The following is an 18347-nucleotide window of genomic DNA, read 5'->3' as shown; positions in this document are numbered from 1 at the left end:
CGTCCAATCTGGATGAGTGGGGATTTGCAGTTATAGACGTTAGAAAGTAGACGTTAGAAAGTAGACGTTAGACATTAGAAAGCTAGCGCGGTTGGACTCTTCGCCGCAGGGCTCTAACGTCTAACGTCTAATGTCTAACGTCTAAACTCTAACGTCTAATGTCTAACGTCTAACATCTAATGTCTAACCTCAAGAATCGTCTCGTTAAAAGGAGATGCTCACGCCTGCCTCTACATTGTTATAGTCCTTTCGGATAGGCACTATCGGGTCGGTATCGTAAATGAGACGATAAGCCCCATTCAGCCCAATCTTGGGTGTGATTTTATATTTGACATCCACAGCCCCTCCCCACCGTGCAGCCTTGAAATAACTATCGGGTTTGGCTTGATGAATCGCGGTGGTCGTGAGTTCCCAGTAATCATTAAGGCGGTGCTTGATGCTCACAGAGAGGTGACTCTTGACACTTCGGCTAAAGACATAAGGGCGACTAACATGAGGAGTAGGATCTTCCCACTTTTCAAACTCAAAGAAAAGTCCAGCGGTAGCAAACATCAAGATTTTTTCATTGTTGACCAGTCTAACTCTAGACAGAAGTCCAGAGGATACCTTGAAGGCCATACCTCGGCTCTCTGCCCATTGCGACTCGGCATAAGGATAGACCTCGAAGGCACGATTAAATAGATAACGATATTCTAGATGCACATAGCCTCCACTCATCGTCACCTTATCCCCATAGGTGGAAAATTCCAGTTTATTGATAAAGTTGATGACCCGATTACCATTGATCAAGAGGTTGAGATTGGCAGTATTCTTTAAGGTCAGCACATTCTCTTTCTCTGTTTTGAAATCCAACACAGGAAACAAAGAACCTTGGATGGTCTTTGTGCTATCTATGTTCATCGTGAGGTTCTCAGAAAAGAGCATTTGCGAGTAGGTGGGAAGATAGGCCAAAAAGCCCATCAAAAGGAAAACTATTTTATTCATCGTGTTGAAGTTCTGGAAGATAGACAATGTTCTGAACCATCAATAGAATTTGAGGTGCAAAGGTATGCAATAAAATGCTCACTACCAAGCCCAAAAACATACATTCATTCGCGTGCAGAATAAAATGTTGTCGCAATTTATATTTCTACAAAGAATCGTTGTGAAAACAAGAATATAGTTGTACTTTTGCCGCATTATCAACTTATATCATTCATTCAACGGCTCTCTATTTTCTAAAAGGCTTATTATGATGGAACTATTGACTCCCTACCTCGGCATTGCCCTCAAACTTGTGACGGGCATGATTGGTATTCTGGTGTTTCTGCGCATCACAGGCAAAGCACAAATGGCACAAATCACTCCCCTCGACACCGTGAGTGCTTTCGTCATTGGTGCATTGGTCGGTGGTGTCTTGTACAATCCCGACATGTCCATGTGGCACATCCTCTTTGCTCTGGCGGTGTGGACAGGTTTCAACATGCTCGTACGTTTTGCCATGCGCTCGGCACGCTTGAGACATTTCATCAAAGGCGAAAGTGTTTTCTTGGTCAAAGATGGGATTATCAACTTTAAAAACTTCAAACGCAATAGCCTGGAGATGGAACAATTTCGTTTGCTCCTCAGACAGAAAGGCATCTTTTCGATGTTTGATGTGGAAGATGTGCTCTTCGAAACCAATGGTGCAGTGACCGTTCTTCCTCCCGAGAAAACGTCTGAGTCCTTTCTCATTGTCAACAATGGGGAATTTGTCGAGAGCGGTCTTGAACGCAGTGGCAGAACCAAGACTTGGGCTTTGCACAACATCAAGCGAAATGGCTTTAACAGTCCTGCTGAGCTTTTCTGCATGGAATGGACTCCCGCCAAAGGTATCTATTTTGTCACCTACGAAGGCAAGGTGAAGCGCGGAGTCGTAGAAATAGAAGCCCACGAGATTGATAGCCATAGCGCACAAGTATAAGTTAGACGTTAGGTATTAGACGTTAGACATTAGAGCCGTGCGGCAAAAGACGTCTAATCGACAATTCTTCTAGAGTATAAGCTCTAAAGACTAACGTCTAAACTCTAATCTCTAAATTCTAATAAAGCCTCTATCTAAAAAAATCCCCACTCGTCCAATCTGGATGAGTGGGGATTTGCAGTTATTAGTGGGTAGACGTTGTTAGACGTTAGAAGGCTAGTGCAGTTGGACTCTTCGCCGCAGGTTTCTAACGTCTAATGTCTAACCTCTAACGTCTAATAGCTAATGTCTAACCTCTAGAACTTCACCATCAGTCCCATGGTGGGCACCAGCGTGCCGACCATGCTGGGGATTTCGCGCAACACATATCGAGACGGATCGGCAGGGTCCGTCGCAGGTTGACCTTGCGGGTCGAGGTTCGTGTAGATTGGTTCCATAGGATACGCAGCCTTGTAGACGTTCTGCACATCCAAATAAAGATTGAGCACCCATTTCGGGAAATAGAATTCGCGGTCTATCCGCACATCCAGTTGGTGAGCCGACGACAGGCGGAGAGAGTTGAACCGCGAATAGTCCATATACGCCATATTGCGGATGTCCCAAGCAGCCTTTTGCGAAGAGAGCGCATAGTCGATGGGACTATAGGGCGCACCGCCCAACCAACGCCAACGGGCTGCAAAATTCCAATTCCTGCCGAGGGGACAACTGGCGATGACGTTCAGAATGTGGCGCGTGTCCCACGAAGAAGGCTGATACTGCCCTGCGCGGTTGGTAAACTCACTGCGGAAGAGCGTGTAGGTGGCAGAGAACATGGCTCCTTGTGGCAGTTGCCAGCGCGCCACCGTCTCCACACCATAGGCACGACCTAAGCCCGAAGCCGTCAATGCCTCATCGCCCACAGCACCAAATCCCGCACCTTTGCTCGCCAAGCTCACACCTTCTGCCAGAGAAATGGGATAGTGCTCATAGGTCTTGTAGAAAGCCTCGGCAGCAAGCGACACCCCCTCCATGGGACGATGGCTCACACCCACCACCAAATGATTGGCCATGATGTATTTCAACGCATCGCGGTTCGCCAACTGCCCCTCAGCATTGCGATAGCCCAAAGTGGTGTAGGAGGGCAATTTGGCATAACGTCCCACATTGGCACTCACATCGGTGCGATCGCTCAGCGCATAGGTGATGGAGAGGCGGGGCGACAACTGCGGCAAGGGGTTGCGCATGGCAGTGTTGTAGTTGTTGCCTGCCACACTCAAGCCGAAGGAGAGCTTCAACTGCTGATTCCACCACTCTTTGGAGGCTTGCCCGAAAGCGGCGTAGGACAAGAAGTCAAGGCTGCTCTCATAGTTGTCGAGGGTGGACACGCCTGCGATGATGCGGCGACGAGCGGTGAGGTTGAAATAGTGCGCATGCTGCACGCCAGCTCCCACATTGAGTTTGAAGGGCAATCCCCAAAAGATGCGCTCGAAGCGGAGTTTATTTTCCGACTCTTGCGACTGATAGTCGAAGATTTTGGGCAAATTCGTCTGGTTGCCCACGTGCTTATAACTGCCATTGTCGAGCATGTTGCGACTCAGCACCCAGCGGTCGGTGTGTTTCGCGCCGAGCACCTTGTAGACGGCTCCCACGGTGTAGTGCCATTGGTCATAGATGGGGAGCATGTTGAGCAAGAATCGTCGGCTCTCGCTGGCGTTGGCTCCCAAGTCGGTGTTCAGGCGCATCTTGTCGATAGAGCCCAAGCCGATGATGGAGAGATTGCGCCGCTCGCTGATGCGATAGTCATATTTGAGTTGGAAATCATTATAAGTGGGCAGGAAGGGAAGTTCTAGCCACTTGAAGAGCATCTGCAAATAGGACTGTCGGGCAGAGAAGATGAAGGTGGAACGCGCATTGACAGGCCCGTCGAGGGTGAGCGAGGCATCCGATGCTCCCAAGGAGAGTTTTGCGTGTACGCGATCTCGGCTGCCCTCTTTCATGCGGATGTCCATCACCGAACTCAAGGCGTTGGGACGATTAGCAGGAAAAGCTCCTGTATAGAAGTCCACGGCACTCACAAAGTCGGGATTGAGGATGCCCACCGCTCCGCCCGCAGCTCCTTGCGTGGTGAAATGGTTGATGACGGGCAATTCAATGCCATCGAGGTAAAACACGTTTTCGGCTGGGCCTCCGCCTCGCACCAAGAGGTCGTTGCGGTTGGCAGCGGTGGCGGCCACACCAGGGAGGGTCTGCACGAGTTTCGACACGTCGCGGTTCACACCAGCACTCTTTTCGATCTGTCGCACTTCGAGAGTTTGCACGGAGAGCGGACTCTCGGCGCGTGTCTCCTCGGTGCGCGGTCTGACGATGGCTTCGGTGAGCGACACCTCGCTTTCGTTCATCGCCACATCGACGAAGGTGGTTTGGTTGCCCATCACCTGCACCTCTTCGGTGCGTTTCTTTTCGTAGCCCAGGAAGCTCACGGTGATGTGGTAAAATCCAGGTTTCACCTGCTTGATCACGTAGTTGCCCACGGAGTCGGTGACGGTGGCTGCCGCTTGGTTTTCGAGTCGCACGATGGCTCCTATGAGGGGTTCGTTGGTGCGCACATTGACCACGCGGCCTTTCACCATCCCGCGCTGCGCCATCAGTGGAAAAAATGCTCCCGAAAACAGGAGAAAAATAATAATTCTTAAAAACATAAGTCTAGTTTTAGAGGGTCGCAGACCCTTTATGCTCGCCACTTCGTGGCTCGGGCAATACTTAGATGTTAGACACGAGACTTTAGAGTCCTGCGGAGAAAATACTACCGCGCTAGCCTTAAAAGTCTAGAGTCTCTAGTGTCTATCTTCTAATGAAAAGTGAAAAAAGAGATTGAGTAAGAAGAGTAAGAATGAGTTATGAGTAAGAAAATGTTATCCCTATATGGAATGTAGTATCTCTATATAATGTAGACGTTAGACGTTAGAAAGTAGACGCTAGATATTAGAGGGGCAAAGACTCTTTCAGCTCGACTCCGTCTACGCTTCGTTCTGCTCACCTCGGGCTAACGCGGCTGGATGCTCCTCCTCCGCATGGCTCTAACGTCTAACGTCTAATGTCTAACGTCTAAAACCCTCTATTGTATCAACAGTACAATCATTTTGAGAGCAAAGTCGAAGAACACCATTTTGGCATTCACATTTTGCGCGATGTCGCGGCGTGCCAGAGCCAGTTCGTCCGAGATGCTCAGCACGTTGCGCTCATTGATAAAGGGCGAAAAGCGGCGAGAAAACTCCTCCTCCGCCCGTGTCATATAGTTCAACTCGGGGCGGTGGAAGTTCATGATGAAATTCTCACGCACCATGCGCAGCGCATAGTCCAAAAACGCCTTCTGACGTTCGCGCCCCCAACTTGCCACGCACTCACTCCACGCGTGCATCTCCTTGATGTCGCGCAGGTAGCACTTGCGCATCAAGACCGCAAACATGTCGAGAAACTCCTGTTCGTCATGTCCCACAGAGAGCAAACGCAGTGCCCGCACATAGTTGCCCTGAGCCGTGTGCGCCACATAGGCCGCATCTTCGGGCGAGATGCCCCGTTCGCGCTGTAGGTGCTCCGCTATCTCCGCTTCGGGAATGGCGCGCACCACCAGTCGCTGTGTGCGCGAAAGAATGGTCGGCAAAATAGCTTCTGAGCGGTGTGTCACGAGGAGAAACACAGTCTGTGTGGGCGGTTCTTCGAGGAGCTTGAGGAGCTTGTTGGCACAAGCCTGATTCATGAGTTCGGGCAGCCACACCACCACCACGCGCCAGCCCCCTTGCGAGGGTGTCAAAGCCAATTTGCGCACCAATTCATCACTCTCATCGGCAAAGATCTGCGGTTGCTGATTCTCAATGCCCATCTCGCTCTCCCAGAGTGAGAGATCGAAGTGGGTAGACTCCGAGAGCATCTTGCGCCACTCCTTGAGCCAGAGGTCGCTCACCACACTTGTGGTGCTCGAAGCACTCTTGGGACGAATCACGGGGAAGACGAAGTGCAGATCCGGGTGAGTCCACTTGCCAGTCATGGCACATCCGCCACACTGCTCACAGGGCTGCAATAGTGCCTCATGCTCATGAGGCTGGTGGTCTGTGGCAGACGTGTCAGCGACCATCGGCTGTGTCTCATCTGTGCCATGAGCCGAGGGCATGTCGGCAAAGAAGTTGTTGCCTTCCTGCTCCGCCCCATCGACTCTTCGCTTAGCCGTTTCGCAGAGCAAGAGTCGCGCAAAGTCGAGTGCCACGGCCATGTGCCCTGCACCTTCTGGCCCATCGAGGAGAATGGCATGGGGCAATCTGCCCTTGCGCCACTGATTTTGTAGTTGTTGATAGAGTGTGGATTGGAACATGCTAGACGTTAGAGGGTCGCAGACCCATTTATGCTCGGGGTCGTCTTCGCTCGCCTCTGGCCATTAGACATTAGGCGTTGCAAAGTCGAAACCTCCTTTTTGCTCTTCTTTGGGCACACTGGCTGAGAGCTTTCAGACGTTAAACCATAGAATTGAGCAAATGTAGCAATAAATTCCGAGATACTCATCTCTTTTGCTGGATATTTTGGGATTTAGAACAAAGCTCATGATGCACTTCGCTCCTGCCGAAGATGGGGCTAAATGAAGAGTCCTCCTTCCTGATTTAGTCCACTTAGTCAAAAATTGAACTAGAACTAGAACAAAAAAACGCAAAAATATAGAATAATCAAACTAAATGTACTATATTTGCATTTAACACACATCTAAACTTCCCTCTTTTTCGGATATATTATAGTGGCACGAAGCGTTTTTACGCCGGTGGTGCACCCTATCTGCTAGGAAGAATTGTGCGCTTGCGCTAATGGCGCATGCCCCATCAGGGAATCATCATGCCCCCCTGAGTGCAACATGACGAGATGATACATCTGATTTTACCAATTTATCTATTATATGCAATACATCATCATTATTTTTCTCAGCTTTTTTGCTTTGCGACTCATTTCGCTTTCGTTTTCTATCCGCAACGAGAAACGCCTCCTCAAAAAAGGTGGTAAACAATACGGCAAGTTCAATTCTCTCTTGCTCACCTTGGCACACATCGCCTTCTATTTCGGTGCGCTCTATGAGGCCTACAGCAAAGACATGGAGATGAACTCTCTCTCGTGGATGGGTGCTGGGGTGATGCTCTTTGCCTACGTCATGCTTTTTTACGTGATGTACAAATTGCGAGATGTGTGGACGGTGAAACTCTACATCGTGCCCAACCAGCGCATTGAGCGTAGTTTGCTCTTTAGAACGGTGCGCCATCCCAACTATTTCCTCAACATCATGCCCGAACTCATCGGTGTGGCTTTGCTTTGCAACGCATGGTACACCCTCTGCATCGGATTTCCCCTCTATGTGGTCTTGCTCATCGTGCGCATCCGCCAAGAGGAGGCTGCTATGAAAGAACTTTTCGCAGCTGCAAACGTTAGACGTTAGACATTAGACGTTAGAGATTAGACGTTAGAAAATAGACATTAGCATAAAAAGGCTCGCGCAGTTGTATTTCTTCTGCGCGAGCCTTTTGTGTTGAAGCTCCACAACGCCCGAGGCGAGCGAAGACGATGCCGAGCAAAATGGGGCTATGACTCCGAGTGCGGAAGATGTCCAACTGCGCGAGCCTCTAACGTCTAATGTCTAAACAAAGCCCGAGCCACGCTTGTCGTGGCGAGCAGAAAGGGTCTGCGACCCCTAACGTCTAACAGAGATATAGCTTGCCACTCCGAGCACAGAACCGGCATAGACCAGACATTGTCCGAAAAACCACAACACGCTTTCATGTATCGTGCCACGCGGTGGACACCAAAAGCCCACCATCACCAACAACGTGCCCACTGTGAGCATCGCCATTGCGCTCCATTCCTGAAGCTCCCATTTCGATAAGTGTTTCATAATTTAGATATTAGATATTAGACGTTAGAACTTAGACATTAAAATAAAAAGGCTCGCGCAGCAAAACACAACTGCGCGAGCCTTTTGTGTGGAACCTCCACAACGCCCGAGGCGAGCGAAGACGAAGCCGAGCAGAAAGGGTCTGCGACCCCGAGCGCAGCAAAACACAACTGCGCGAGCCTTTTGTGTGGAACCTCCACAACGCCCGAGGCGAGCGAAGACGAAGCCGAGCAGAAAGGGTCTATGCCCCTCTAACGTCTAACGTCTAATGTCTAACGTCTATATAGGGTCTATGACCCCTAACGTCTATTTGATCACCCTTGAGGAGTGTTTTCCTCTTTCTTCTTTTTCTTTTTGGGTGTAGGCACCAATTCAGCCTTGGCAAACTGCAAATCGCCATTCTTCACATCGAGTGCACGTTTCACACGAAGCGCAGGCACAAACACCACGTGCACGCTCGTGATGAGCCCAGCATTGACCGCCTCCTCCTTGTCCACACCCTTAGAGCGCAGCGTGGGACGGAACGAACCGAGGTCGCCCAAACGCACCGCATTGCCTTCGCGGAGCGCGTCGATGAGTTCCACCTCCAAGGCATCTACCACCGCCTTGATGTCGCTCGAAGCCAAGGTGCACTTCTTCTCAATGCGATCAATGATCTTCTGGTTGTTGATGGCCGCAGGAGGCACAATGGCAGGATGGAAAGTTTGAGCTTTGGTGTGGGGATTTTTGCGTTTTGCAATCTTGTAACGAATCATAGTAATACAGATTTTGAAGTGAATAAAATAATGTGTGTGGAATTCGACAAAGGGCCACGCAATCTCGCACTCTTCAGCCATGACATTCGCATGTCAAACTTGCGCGAGCATCTTCTGAAACTTTCGCATTTGCCTACACTACTCACGAGATGGCCGTGCACAACCATCGCAATCACCGTATGCAACTTGCGAATCGTTCTTCTGAAACTTTCGCGTTCCTCCCTTTTTGTGTATTTTCCACTCACCCAAGGTTAGGATGGGGCAAGAGTCATTTCCGCTCGAGTGCTGTGCCCCACAGCCTCCTCGTTGAGAAGCGACCCTCTATTTATATATGGGTTGATATGACCCCAAAGAGTGAAAAAATCGGGAAAATCTGCACTTTTTTCTTCATCCACCCCTCTTTTTGTGTTGTCAACTTTGCAAAACTAGGGGATTTCACTACAATAACTGCTCCTCCTTCCCAAGCCCCAAAATAGAAGCGTGAGCAAGCCTCATCCCCAAAAATCGCCCCCCCATCACACAAAATCCCCTCCGCACCAAGTGGGGAGGGGAAAACAAGAGGACTAGTCTATTTTAGGGTTAAGCCATCTCAGCGTAAGCACCAGCCATCGTCATGGCCAGCATCGACTCACCCAAGCAAAGGACACATCGCCCAGTGCATCATCATCGCAAAATCTCTGGCAGCGGCATATCGTCTGCATGCAACCTTGCCAAGCGTTCCTCACCTAGCGCAGTGAGCGAAAAGCGCATTCTCCGCTTATCATCCTTGCACAGCTGTCGCTTAATGAGTTTAAGTCGCTCGGCAGAAGCGATGACCTTAGAAGCGTTAGAGTTGGTGAGTCCAAGCGTTTCGGCCACTTCTCCAGCCGTCTGCCAGGAGCGCGCACTCAGCGTGCAGAGCAACATCGCCTCATTGAGATTCACATCATAATGCTGCTCAAAATACTGCTCCACATCAACGATGGCACGATAGACGTCGCGGATGCGACAAAGGCAAGAACTGTCCATAAACGAGAAAAATGGCCAAAAGAAAATAGACTAATGCGTGCGTAGTGATTACTTCTTTCTGCAACGCTTCAAGATCATCTCGAGCGGACAGATGCCCGTGAAGGCCGACTGCACGAGATTCACACCCATAAAGACAGAAAGGAAAATCCAATACTCAGACACATAGTGAGCCAAAGCGATGCCCAAAAGCACCACGATACCAGCAAAGAGACGTACGATATGTTCGTTACACATGATATAAATATATAATTAAGTAAATGAAGTGATGGAGCCCCCCTCACACGGTGTTCCCTGCAAGAGGCTGTTCCAAGAGAAAATAGTTTAGCGTGTTAAAAATCAAGAAGAAGTCATTAAGACTGAGGCAGGAGGATGTCAGCGATCACCTCTTTCAGTTGGCCATAGGTCATAGCTCCCACCGCCTTTTGGGGCAATCCTTCTTGGGGGATAAAGAGGAGTGTAGGCATGGAGCGCACGCCAAACACCTCAGTGAGTTCCACCTCTTGGTCCACATCGACCTTGTACACATCGAGTTTTCCTTCAAATTCTTCTGCGATTTGATCCAAATGCGGTGCCATCGCTTTGCAAGGGCCACACCACTTGGCATAAAAGTCTATGATGGCCGGACGTTGTCCGATAAACTTCCATTCATTAGGGTTAGCCACATAGTCAAATACATGTTTTTGGAAGTAGTCTGTTGTAATTTCTTTTGCTTTCATAATTTCCAATTTTCGTTGTGATATAATATTTTTACTAATTAGTTTCGCATGAGGGTTACTATTCATTCTCATGAGGATTACTATTCATTCTCATGAGGGTTGCTATTCATTCCCATGATGATTGCTTTTTCACATCATAGCTGCTAGCTTTTCATGAAACCGTCAATTAGTTTCCCCTGGAAACAAGTGCAAAAGTAAAACATATTTCCCAGACTAACAAATTTCCACAGGAAAATATGCATTAGACGTTGGAGAATAGACGTTAGAGAGTAGACGTTAGACGTTAGAGAGTAGACGTTAGGCGTTGGAAAATAGACGTTAGAGGGCCATGCGGCGATGGGCATCCAACCGCGCCAGCCCTCTAACGTCTAAAACACCTCTATTCTAACCACAGAACTATCATCCTTTATCCATAATGGAGCAGGCAGACGATTGGGAGGAAAACAATGATAAATATCTTGACACTGATAATATCCGTCACTGCAAAGCAAGAAAGCATCGCCGATATGCAATGGCAACTCTTTCACCCGAAGAGGAATTCTAAAACCTCTACCTGATACACAAGCAGTAAGAAAGGTTTCTTCTCCTTGGACGATGACGTGGTCTTCGGAAAGTTGAGCTATTTCTCCTTCTCGATTTTTATGGTACAGACGTACATCTCCCAACGAGGCATACAAAAGTCTATCTTCGCAGAAATACAAAAGAGTGAATGCCACTCCCATTTTGCATTTGCACTCTTTGCAAACTTTTGCCAAGCGCTGATCTGCGTAGCTAATCGCACGACAAATCAGCGCTATTCTATCGGGAACATTCGCCGTATCCATATAATCTGCGATGGCATGACATACAACTCGCGATGCGATTTCTGGCGATGATAAACCGCTCATCCCATCTGCAAGGAGAAGGAGGGTGACACCATTAGGCATCGCCTTGTGTAGGAGGTAATCTCCATTGCTCTCTCCTACCCCTACGCTATGGCTTTCTATTTTGAGTTCCATGAACTATGCACTTTCAAAAACCAATATCATTTTTTGGAAGGCAGATAGCGTTGTCTCATAAGAAAACAGACCATTACTATCTACGATTTGTTGGATGAGTTTACTATTTTCCTCTTGTTGGATCTCATGCTGCAGACATCGTTTATAGTAGTCCAGATGCTCTTTAGACAAGAACTCTACAATGTCATGAGCCAACCAATAAGCACCTACGATAATCTCATCAAAGTCTTCCCAATCATACACCTCGGAATGGATTCCTCTTTTCACATTAGCGAAAAAGTAGTGTTCAACTATAAAGGCCATATCCACGGCATCTTTGTTCGTTTGAATATTTCGATCTATCCAAGCATTGAACTTCAACACAAACAAGCCATGCAGCGATGCAATCTTTATGTCAAATTCGTCATCAATCCTTACTGTTATGGCACCTCTCAACACCTCCGTAAAACCTCTAACAGACATCGCAATATCCTCTTCCGGAGGCCAATACACACAGCCATCGTCTTTAGCTATCGCTCCATAAGGAACGATATCCATCTCATAGGCTCCATCGTAGAAGCGTTGGTACATTTGCTCATCTTTTTGAAAGCCCGACGCTAATAACTGCTGCTTAATCCCCTCGAAAGCATCCCAATGGGGAATGGCAATCGCAACATCTAAATCCCGAGTCTTTCTCCCAGAACTTATCCCTACCAACTGCCGAATCAAAATGTCTCGAGCAGTAGCTCCAATGACAAAGAAATCCTGCTCTATCTCGCCAAAACAGCGACAAACTTTCCTAAGAAGATCAACCAACAATGGGTTGCCTATCTTCTCACTTGAAATCTGAAAGTTCATTTTCTAATAATTTATTGGCAGCTTCAATGCAACGACTATCCCCACTGGCTACTAAATCTGCATATATCAATGGATAAGGCATTGTGTCGCCTTTCCAAAATTTCTGATAGACATAAACATCGCCTTCGGTAGTCCGCATGGTTCCTGACTTCATCAAACAGGAAAAAGGTTCTTCTGTGTAAAGCTCAAAACATGCTGGCATGAGATAACCATTCAATAAATTAGAGGCGCACTCTCCTCCCCATAATGTACTTGCGGGCAATACCAACTCTTTCCAGTGTTCCCTATGCTGTGGGGTGCGAAAATCCAACCGTTTTAACAACAACTTGGGTTTTAGCACTCGATGATAGTTATCAGCCCAAAGGTCAAGCAAAAGCCGACGTTCTTTCAGCACTCTTTTTCTTTGTGTGGTCAGTATAAACTTCCGATTTTCCAATTCATCAATCACATTTTTGACAGTGCCTATAGACACTCCACTATGCTCTTTGATGGTTCGAAAAGATTGCTCTATATGCTTGCCATCTTGCAAAAGATAAAAGATAACTTTCAAGCCGGCTTCCTGAAATATAGGGTATTGCTTATTACTTAATGGGGCTTTTTCGCCCGAATGAGAAAGTTGAATCCTATATTTCTTCCCTTTTACATACTCTATGTGATAGTTGCCTGCCGCATCTGCAAAATTGAGTCCCATTTTATACAGAGCATGGTAGATAGTGGGTTGCACATACCTTGCCACCAACAACACGGGCATTTTACTGGTCGCCCCACACCTCTTGGCTTTTTCCTCAACACGCAAAAGATTGGTCCCGTTGATTTCATTTTCAACTAGGTATTGAAACTCTAGTTCCATCATCTTGATTGTACCATTGCCCATAGAGGTGGCTTGTTCTTGATTGGTGTAGGTTATCTCTTCCTCAAGAAAAACTCTTTGGGCCTTCAAGGCATGAATCACTTGCTCTATAATCTGTATTTCATTCATATATTGTTCATATTTGCACTCTTGTTCAATAATACTGAACAGTGCAAAAATACTGAACATCTTTCGAAACACAAAATCTTTCGTTCATAAATCGCATGGCTCTTTTAGACGTGTTCTTGACATTAGAGGGGCGCAGACCCTTTCCACTCGCTACTACAAGCGTGGCTCGGGGCAACCTTAGACGTTAGAATATAGACATATAATCGGGTAGGAGGTAAATGCTAGTCATAAAAGGCAGTTACCTCCTACTTTCACATTTACCGACCTCCCACACCACCGTACGTGCCGTTCGGCATACGGCGGTTTCGTACTTTTACACCTCACGGTGTGTGGCAAGTTGTTTTCAGCTATCCCTTTGAGTAACGTCACTTCTATCCTATTGTCGGATTCCGTCCTATCGTCTTGGATAGAGAGTTCCTTGCGGACATCTGACGAAGAGGTTCGCAGGGTAGCATTCATTTACTATTGCACTGCACGATTCAGTCCTTCCCTGTAGGCACACGTACCTTGGGTACTATGACCTCTGCTGACTTCTCACGGCAAACTTTACTCCGCTTCTTTCGTAAAAACAACTATTTGAAACGTCCGTGAGACCTCCTCGGATAAGAACATTATCTTTCCATCTTATACCTACTTCATTTACACCAACCATTCCGAATAGCTATAGGACTTTGGTTTGTTTGGCAACCTTGTCCATGGTTATATGCCTTGTATGAAGTTTCTGTTCGTTAGGTCAGATGTTTGCCGCCAGCTTCCTTCAGATTTCATCTCACGATGAACACCCTTGCTCTTGGCTATGTAATTCCCGCTATTAGGGCTTACTCGGGACTGCCACCCATTAGATAATGCTCATGCCGAGCGTACCAAAAATAGAGCTACACAACAAAATGTGTAGCTCCTTCCTTCTTTTAAAGTACAAATACGCAGCCGAAAATCATCCTTAAATCATCTTCGTCACGCATTGGCACTGAGGTTCAAGCATAGCAGCCGAATGACTATTCATCTTTGTTATAATTCTTGCTGATTTTGCGTTTGAACGCTTCGTCTTTTTCTCCAAGCAGTTGTTTGACGAGGAGATAAACCATCGTGCAAGGATTGTGATCGTCCCATTTTTCACCATGCCATTCCGACTGTTCTTGCGCCTGTTTTTCTGCCCACTTTATGGCATTATCTTCATTTCCTCCGCAGTCCAACAACGTGCGACGGATATTCTTATCGTTTTTCTGATAACTAAATTTCTGATATTGGCTGAGTTTTTGTTTCTTTGCCCCTTGCTGCACATGATTCTCAATCCTGCCTTTATATTTATCGCGACTAATGGGATTTGTAGGATTTTCAAAATGATAGAGGAACCAGAGTTCAAAGGCTTCATTGCTCCATGCACATCTGATTTCTTTTTCGTGAGCAGCATCGATAGCCGTCTTGAAGTCGGGAAAGTTGTCCTTGTCAAACACCGCCCACACTACATCATAGGGGATTTGTGCATTATCGCGCAATTCCGACGCCTTCTCCACTACTTGACTAGGACAACCTTCTCCACCATAGGTAACCACAGAGACGTTATCACGTCTGGGAAAAGAGTTGAAATAGTTAGGCTCGGTCTCTTTACCTTCGCAAACAATGAGAATACGCCCACGAATATTGCGGTCTTCGGTTGCCGTTCTTCTCGTTTTCTCTCGAATTTCAGGAGAGAAATTCTTTCTTTTAGCCATCTTTTCAACTTAGATTAAGGGAGAAAAATAAGGAATTGCCCCATATCGCCCTGCGATGTAGTTGCGCTCCATATTCGTCGTGTGGCTAGGGCGTGTGCCGTCGGGGAGCACCATTTGCGCCATACTGTAAAGGTCGGTGCGCTCTTGTGCATCTTTCTCGGTAAACCAGATTTGGTCTTGTCGCAAAAGCTGGGCAGAGAGCAAATTGGTGTCGTGCGTGGTAAAGATGAGCTGCGCCCCTCGAGGGTTACGCGCTGGGGCGTTAAACAATGCCACGAGTTCTTGCGTGAGGAGCGGATGCATCTTAGCATCTAGTTCGTCGATCATGAGTACTCCACCCCTGTAGAGTGTAGCAAAGATGGGTCCTGCCATATCAAAGAGCTTTTGTGTACCAGCCGACTCCATTTGCTTAAAGTCAAAATTTTGTTCCCCTATTCTGTTTCCCTCTTGGTCATAGAGGCCATGTTGTGAGAATACCTCTAAGTGCTTCTGACCACTTAATTCCTTACAAATTTCTTCTTTTAGGTCAGCAGGCATTTCATTGGGCAAATCTTCAGGTGAAAACTCCTGAACTTTCAAAGAAAGATTACTAAACCCTAAATCAACTCTTTGAAAGAATTCCTTCATTTGTTCATATCCTGGCTGTTGCTCTTGGAGATATTGCCCAGTGAATAAATGTAATCGTTCTGTTTTTAGTCCCGACAATACATTAAGTTGCTTACTGAAAAATCCAAGAATTTGGTTAGAAATATCTCCCCCCAGCTGTCCCACGAGCGAGAGAAATAGGCGATTGTCATTGGTGCGCTCTTCCAAATCCTTTCCTTCTGCAAAGTCCACTTCATTCACGCCTATACCTTCTTCATCGCGGTCGAAGAGTTTAGTCTCCTTTCCGGCTTCATCGGTGCGAATGAGCCACTCTTCGCAAATCACCTGAGCAGTGTGGGTAAATCCATAGCGATAGTGCTCGTCTCCAGTCAAAAAGTCAAGTTCATAGAGCGTTGGTGACTGAGTTTTTTCGGCATTCAGGGCGAAAGGATCATAGGGCAATGCTTCTCCATTGTTCATTTTCACCGAACTGTCGACTAAATGTTTCATCATCCATAGTCCGTGCACCACATTGCTCTTGCCACTAGAGTTTGCCCCATAAATGGCAGCAGTGCGAAAATAGCGATGCTCGCCTTGCACTGCCACATTATCCTCCAAGTCTTTTACGTGGCTATCGGGAGTGAGGACGATGCTTTTTTGCTCTGCTATCGAACGAAAATTCTCTATTGTAAAACGTAGTATTGTGTCCATTGAATGATGTAAAAATGGAGTGGATAGATATAAACGAGTACCCTTAAAATGCAAAGATACAGTTTTTTTTTGAGAAGCCTTACCTGTGCAAGAAAAAAAGGGGTCACAGACCCTTTTTCGCTCGCCACGAAGTGGCTCGGGCTGCGCAGTTGGACTAGATTCTCTAGAAAAACTAGAAAGTCTAGAAGCCCTCCAAGGGACCGAGCCACGCTTGTCGGGGCGAGCAGAAAGGGTCCGTGACCCCGAGCAGAAAGGTTCTGTGACCCTCTAACGTCTAATTTCTAACGTCTAACGTCTAAAGAGGGTTTGCAACCCTCTTCAAATATTCTATCGCTCGGTCGGGATTGTTGTCGCAGAGGGCAAGAGCCTCGGCATAGAGGCGTTTCGCCTCCTCGTGGCTCACAGCACGGGAAGCCCAGAGTTCGTGCTCACGCTGGCGGTCGATGCGCTCCTGCTCGCGATGGAAAACGTCGATCTCGCGCGAACGCTGCGCCAAAAAGGTGGGCAAGTGGCTCACCAGATGATCCGGCGTGAGTTTGCCATACGCCACCTTGCCATACACCCCAGCACGCAGACGAGAGAGATAAAGCCCTATCTCCGCCAAGTTCAACTTGCTATATTCCCCCACAAACGACTCTGCCACAGCCTCCAACATCTCCCCCGAAATCTTGTCGCTGCTGCCCCACAACCGCGCCGTCTCGCTCAGTTGGATGGTCACCCACGTCACCGCTGTCTGCGTGCCGTAGCGACGTTTCACCACCTCCAGAGCAGGCGCACAACCTCGGAAACAGCGGTCGGCATCGAGTGCCATGTGGCGACACACCTGCGGGTTGTAGCGTTCGAGAAAAGCCGTTCGTGCGCGCTGCACCGCCTCCTGTGGCGCAGCGGTGAGGGCCGAACCACTGCGGGGGGAAGCCGCAAGAGCCGAGCTGCCTGCGGTGACAGGCGCGGTGGCTGGTGCTTCTGCTGCGGTGGGGATGGCAAGCAGAGACTCGGGAGAGGCAGAAGAAGTGCGAAGAAGTTGCGAAATCGAATTTATCTCAGCTTTCTTCCTCTGCGAAGGGAGAGATGATGTATCGGATTGTTGCGAAGCGATGGTTTCCATTTCGGGAAAAAGCTGAGCATCGTCCTGTGAAGACGGTGCAGACAAAATGCAAGGAGTGAGTTTCATGGTCAAAAGAGGTTAGGAAAGAAGATGGGACGTTTAGCAAAAAAGGCAACAGAGATGCAACGGACATTTAGCAGAACTGCATCTCATGATAAGCTGAAAGACAACGGACATTTAACAGGAAGCAAACAGACGAGCAACTGACATTTAGCAGAACTGCATCTCATGCTAAGCTGAAAGGCAACGGACATTTAACAGAAAGCAAACAGACGGGCAACAGACATTTAGCAGAACTGCATCTCATGATAAGCTGAAAGACGACAGACATGCACAGACACATAAGTCATCAAAACGGCACACAAGGCGGAAGCGCGTATTTGTCTTCTTGGCTCGTGATGGCCTGCACCACTTGATGCTGGAGAAACTGCTGTCGCTGCTGGTGAAAGAGCCGATCTTGCTGCTCCTGCGAAGCATTGCGCTCGAGAAACACCCTATTGCGCCATGCCCTATCGGCCTGAAAACTAGCTTCTCTGCACTCTTGCTGCTCCGCCTTTTGCTTCACCTGCTGCGCTCGTTCTTCGGCATATCGACACTGATTGAGATGCCACGTGCTCACCGCCGCATGCCAGTTCATCATGTCGTGGCGCGTGGTCTTCCAGCCATTGGCGGCATAGTAGGCCACAAAGCGATCGGCTTGAAAGTCGGCATAGCCCAAATGCCGAGCATAGGCAGCCACCTCCTCCACCGTGGGAGGATTGAGATAGACGGGAGTGCGCAAAAGATGCCCTCTCACACTGGCACGCTTGCGCCGCAGGGGAAGAGCTGCAGACGATTTCGCCTTCTTCGCCTTCCCTTCACCCCGAGTATCGCAAGATTTTGCGAAAAGATTTAATTCCTCGCAGATATTCTCTTCATCGTTCGTCACGCTTTGTTCTTCCGCTACCCTACTCTCCTCTTTCTCGGTGACGAGGAGAGAAGATGTTTTTCTTCTCTCTTCTTTCTCTTGTTCGTTTGTTTGTTTGTTCGTTTGTTTGTTAACGCGCACGTACGCGTGAGAACCATTTGCAAGTTCTTCATTTGCAGGAACTTGCACACTA

At 48.0% G+C, this 18347-nt stretch carries 16 protein-coding genes and 1 pseudogene; 2 read left to right on the top strand and 15 right to left on the bottom strand.

The window, feature by feature from the left end; genetic code table 11:
- Positions 1 to 204 precede the first annotated feature (204 nt).
- A complete protein-coding gene (locus tag HMPREF9999_RS01320; protein ID WP_009436426.1) occupies positions 205 to 984 on the bottom strand; it encodes a DUF481 domain-containing protein in 780 nt (259 codons plus the stop codon).
- Between the two features lie 247 nt (positions 985 to 1231).
- Between HMPREF9999_RS01320 and HMPREF9999_RS01315 the strand changes: the two genes are divergently transcribed.
- The gene (locus HMPREF9999_RS01315) at positions 1232 to 1942 is read left to right on the top strand and encodes a DUF421 domain-containing protein (RefSeq protein ID WP_009436425.1); all 711 of its coding nucleotides are present in this window, start codon (positions 1232 to 1234) and stop codon (positions 1940 to 1942) included.
- A gap of 296 nt (positions 1943 to 2238) precedes the next feature.
- Here the strand turns inward: HMPREF9999_RS01315 and HMPREF9999_RS01310 are convergent, their stop codons facing one another.
- Positions 2239 to 4620 (bottom strand): TonB-dependent receptor, encoded by a 2382-nt coding sequence (locus HMPREF9999_RS01310; RefSeq protein WP_009436424.1) that lies wholly within the window; start codon positions 4618 to 4620, stop codon positions 2239 to 2241.
- Between the two features lie 416 nt (positions 4621 to 5036).
- Positions 5037 to 6287 carry an ATP-binding protein gene (locus HMPREF9999_RS01305; RefSeq protein ID WP_009436423.1) on the bottom strand — a complete coding sequence of 417 codons (1251 nt, stop codon included), beginning with the start codon at positions 6285 to 6287 and terminating at the stop codon, positions 5037 to 5039.
- Positions 6288 to 6857: 570 nt separating this feature from the next.
- Here HMPREF9999_RS01305 and HMPREF9999_RS01300 point away from each other — a divergent pair.
- Positions 6858 to 7388 carry an isoprenylcysteine carboxyl methyltransferase family protein gene (locus tag HMPREF9999_RS01300; RefSeq protein WP_009436422.1) on the top strand — a complete coding sequence of 177 codons (531 nt, stop codon included), beginning with the start codon at positions 6858 to 6860 and terminating at the stop codon, positions 7386 to 7388.
- A 252-nt stretch (positions 7389 to 7640) separates the two neighbouring features.
- Here the strand turns inward: HMPREF9999_RS01300 and HMPREF9999_RS01295 are convergent, their stop codons facing one another.
- From HMPREF9999_RS01295 to HMPREF9999_RS01235, 12 genes and pseudogenes are all read right to left on the bottom strand, one after another.
- Entirely contained in the window at positions 7641 to 7841 is a 201-nt protein-coding gene (locus HMPREF9999_RS01295; protein ID WP_044062866.1) for a hypothetical protein, read from the bottom strand.
- Between the two features lie 314 nt (positions 7842 to 8155).
- Positions 8156 to 8596, bottom strand: a complete 441-nt coding sequence (locus tag HMPREF9999_RS09810; protein WP_198144605.1) for an HU family DNA-binding protein — start codon at positions 8594 to 8596, stop codon at positions 8156 to 8158.
- 663 nt (positions 8597 to 9259) lie between these two features.
- Positions 9260 to 9604 (bottom strand): MarR family winged helix-turn-helix transcriptional regulator, encoded by a 345-nt coding sequence (locus HMPREF9999_RS01280; protein ID WP_009436415.1) that lies wholly within the window; start codon positions 9602 to 9604, stop codon positions 9260 to 9262.
- 48 nt (positions 9605 to 9652) lie between these two features.
- Positions 9653 to 9838, bottom strand: coding sequence for a DUF2892 domain-containing protein (locus HMPREF9999_RS01275; RefSeq protein WP_009436414.1), 186 nt, complete (start codon positions 9836 to 9838; stop codon positions 9653 to 9655).
- Between the two features lie 116 nt (positions 9839 to 9954).
- Positions 9955 to 10320 carry a thioredoxin gene (gene trxA, locus HMPREF9999_RS01270; protein WP_052316456.1) on the bottom strand — a complete coding sequence of 122 codons (366 nt, stop codon included), beginning with the start codon at positions 10318 to 10320 and terminating at the stop codon, positions 9955 to 9957.
- A 368-nt stretch (positions 10321 to 10688) separates the two neighbouring features.
- Entirely contained in the window at positions 10689 to 11318 is a 630-nt protein-coding gene (locus HMPREF9999_RS01265; RefSeq protein WP_009436412.1) for a PP2C family protein-serine/threonine phosphatase, read from the bottom strand.
- A gap of 3 nt (positions 11319 to 11321) precedes the next feature.
- Complete coding sequence (locus HMPREF9999_RS01260) at positions 11322 to 12155, bottom strand: nucleotidyl transferase AbiEii/AbiGii toxin family protein (RefSeq protein WP_009436411.1); 834 nt, start codon at positions 12153 to 12155, stop codon at positions 11322 to 11324.
- A complete protein-coding gene (locus HMPREF9999_RS01255; RefSeq protein ID WP_044062882.1) occupies positions 12133 to 13134 on the bottom strand; it encodes a type IV toxin-antitoxin system AbiEi family antitoxin in 1002 nt (333 codons plus the stop codon). Before HMPREF9999_RS01255 ends, HMPREF9999_RS01260 begins: the two co-directional genes overlap by 23 nt.
- A 995-nt stretch (positions 13135 to 14129) precedes the next feature.
- Positions 14130 to 14846 carry an RloB family protein gene (locus tag HMPREF9999_RS01250; protein WP_009436409.1) on the bottom strand — a complete coding sequence of 239 codons (717 nt, stop codon included), beginning with the start codon at positions 14844 to 14846 and terminating at the stop codon, positions 14130 to 14132.
- Between the two features lie 9 nt (positions 14847 to 14855).
- The gene (locus tag HMPREF9999_RS01245; protein WP_009436408.1) at positions 14856 to 16142 is read right to left on the bottom strand and encodes an AAA family ATPase; all 1287 of its coding nucleotides are present in this window, start codon (positions 16140 to 16142) and stop codon (positions 14856 to 14858) included.
- A 295-nt stretch (positions 16143 to 16437) separates the two neighbouring features.
- Positions 16438 to 17313 (bottom strand): hypothetical protein, encoded by an 876-nt coding sequence (locus tag HMPREF9999_RS01240; protein ID WP_009436407.1) that lies wholly within the window; start codon positions 17311 to 17313, stop codon positions 16438 to 16440.
- A gap of 283 nt (positions 17314 to 17596) precedes the next feature.
- Positions 17597 to 18347: pseudogene (locus HMPREF9999_RS01235) on the bottom strand (hypothetical protein); the annotation flags it as partial.

Source organism: Alloprevotella sp. oral taxon 473 str. F0040 (assembly GCF_000318095.2).
Classification (GTDB): Bacteria; Bacteroidota; Bacteroidia; order Bacteroidales; family Bacteroidaceae; genus Alloprevotella.
This window is presented reverse-complemented; position numbering and strand designations above follow the sequence as displayed.

Excerpts from the sequence above, each read along its gene's own strand:
- HMPREF9999_RS09810 (WP_198144605.1), bottom strand. The coding sequence starts at position 8,596 with ATGATTCGTTACAAGATTGCAAAACGCAAAAATCCCCACACCAAAGCT.
- trxA (WP_052316456.1), bottom strand. The coding sequence starts at position 10,320 with ATGAAAGCAAAAGAAATTACAACAGACTACTTCCAAAAACATGTATTT.
- HMPREF9999_RS01310 (WP_009436424.1), bottom strand. The coding sequence starts at position 4,620 with ATGTTTTTAAGAATTATTATTTTTCTCCTGTTTTCGGGAGCATTTTTT.
- HMPREF9999_RS01300 (WP_009436422.1), top strand. The coding sequence starts at position 6,858 with ATGCAATACATCATCATTATTTTTCTCAGCTTTTTTGCTTTGCGACTC.
- HMPREF9999_RS01245 (WP_009436408.1), bottom strand. The coding sequence starts at position 16,142 with ATGGACACAATACTACGTTTTACAATAGAGAATTTTCGTTCGATAGCA.
- HMPREF9999_RS01250 (WP_009436409.1), bottom strand. The coding sequence starts at position 14,846 with ATGGCTAAAAGAAAGAATTTCTCTCCTGAAATTCGAGAGAAAACGAGA.
- HMPREF9999_RS01260 (WP_009436411.1), bottom strand. The coding sequence starts at position 12,155 with ATGAACTTTCAGATTTCAAGTGAGAAGATAGGCAACCCATTGTTGGTT.
- HMPREF9999_RS01240 (WP_009436407.1), bottom strand. The coding sequence starts at position 17,313 with ATGAAACTCACTCCTTGCATTTTGTCTGCACCGTCTTCACAGGACGAT.
- HMPREF9999_RS01255 (WP_044062882.1), bottom strand. The coding sequence starts at position 13,134 with ATGAATGAAATACAGATTATAGAGCAAGTGATTCATGCCTTGAAGGCC.
- HMPREF9999_RS01265 (WP_009436412.1), bottom strand. The coding sequence starts at position 11,318 with ATGGAACTCAAAATAGAAAGCCATAGCGTAGGGGTAGGAGAGAGCAAT.
- HMPREF9999_RS01320 (WP_009436426.1), bottom strand. The coding sequence starts at position 984 with ATGAATAAAATAGTTTTCCTTTTGATGGGCTTTTTGGCCTATCTTCCC.
- HMPREF9999_RS01280 (WP_009436415.1), bottom strand. The coding sequence starts at position 9,604 with ATGGACAGTTCTTGCCTTTGTCGCATCCGCGACGTCTATCGTGCCATC.
- HMPREF9999_RS01295 (WP_044062866.1), bottom strand. The coding sequence starts at position 7,841 with ATGAAACACTTATCGAAATGGGAGCTTCAGGAATGGAGCGCAATGGCG.
- HMPREF9999_RS01275 (WP_009436414.1), bottom strand. The coding sequence starts at position 9,838 with ATGTGTAACGAACATATCGTACGTCTCTTTGCTGGTATCGTGGTGCTT.
- HMPREF9999_RS01315 (WP_009436425.1), top strand. The coding sequence starts at position 1,232 with ATGATGGAACTATTGACTCCCTACCTCGGCATTGCCCTCAAACTTGTG.
- HMPREF9999_RS01305 (WP_009436423.1), bottom strand. The coding sequence starts at position 6,287 with ATGTTCCAATCCACACTCTATCAACAACTACAAAATCAGTGGCGCAAG.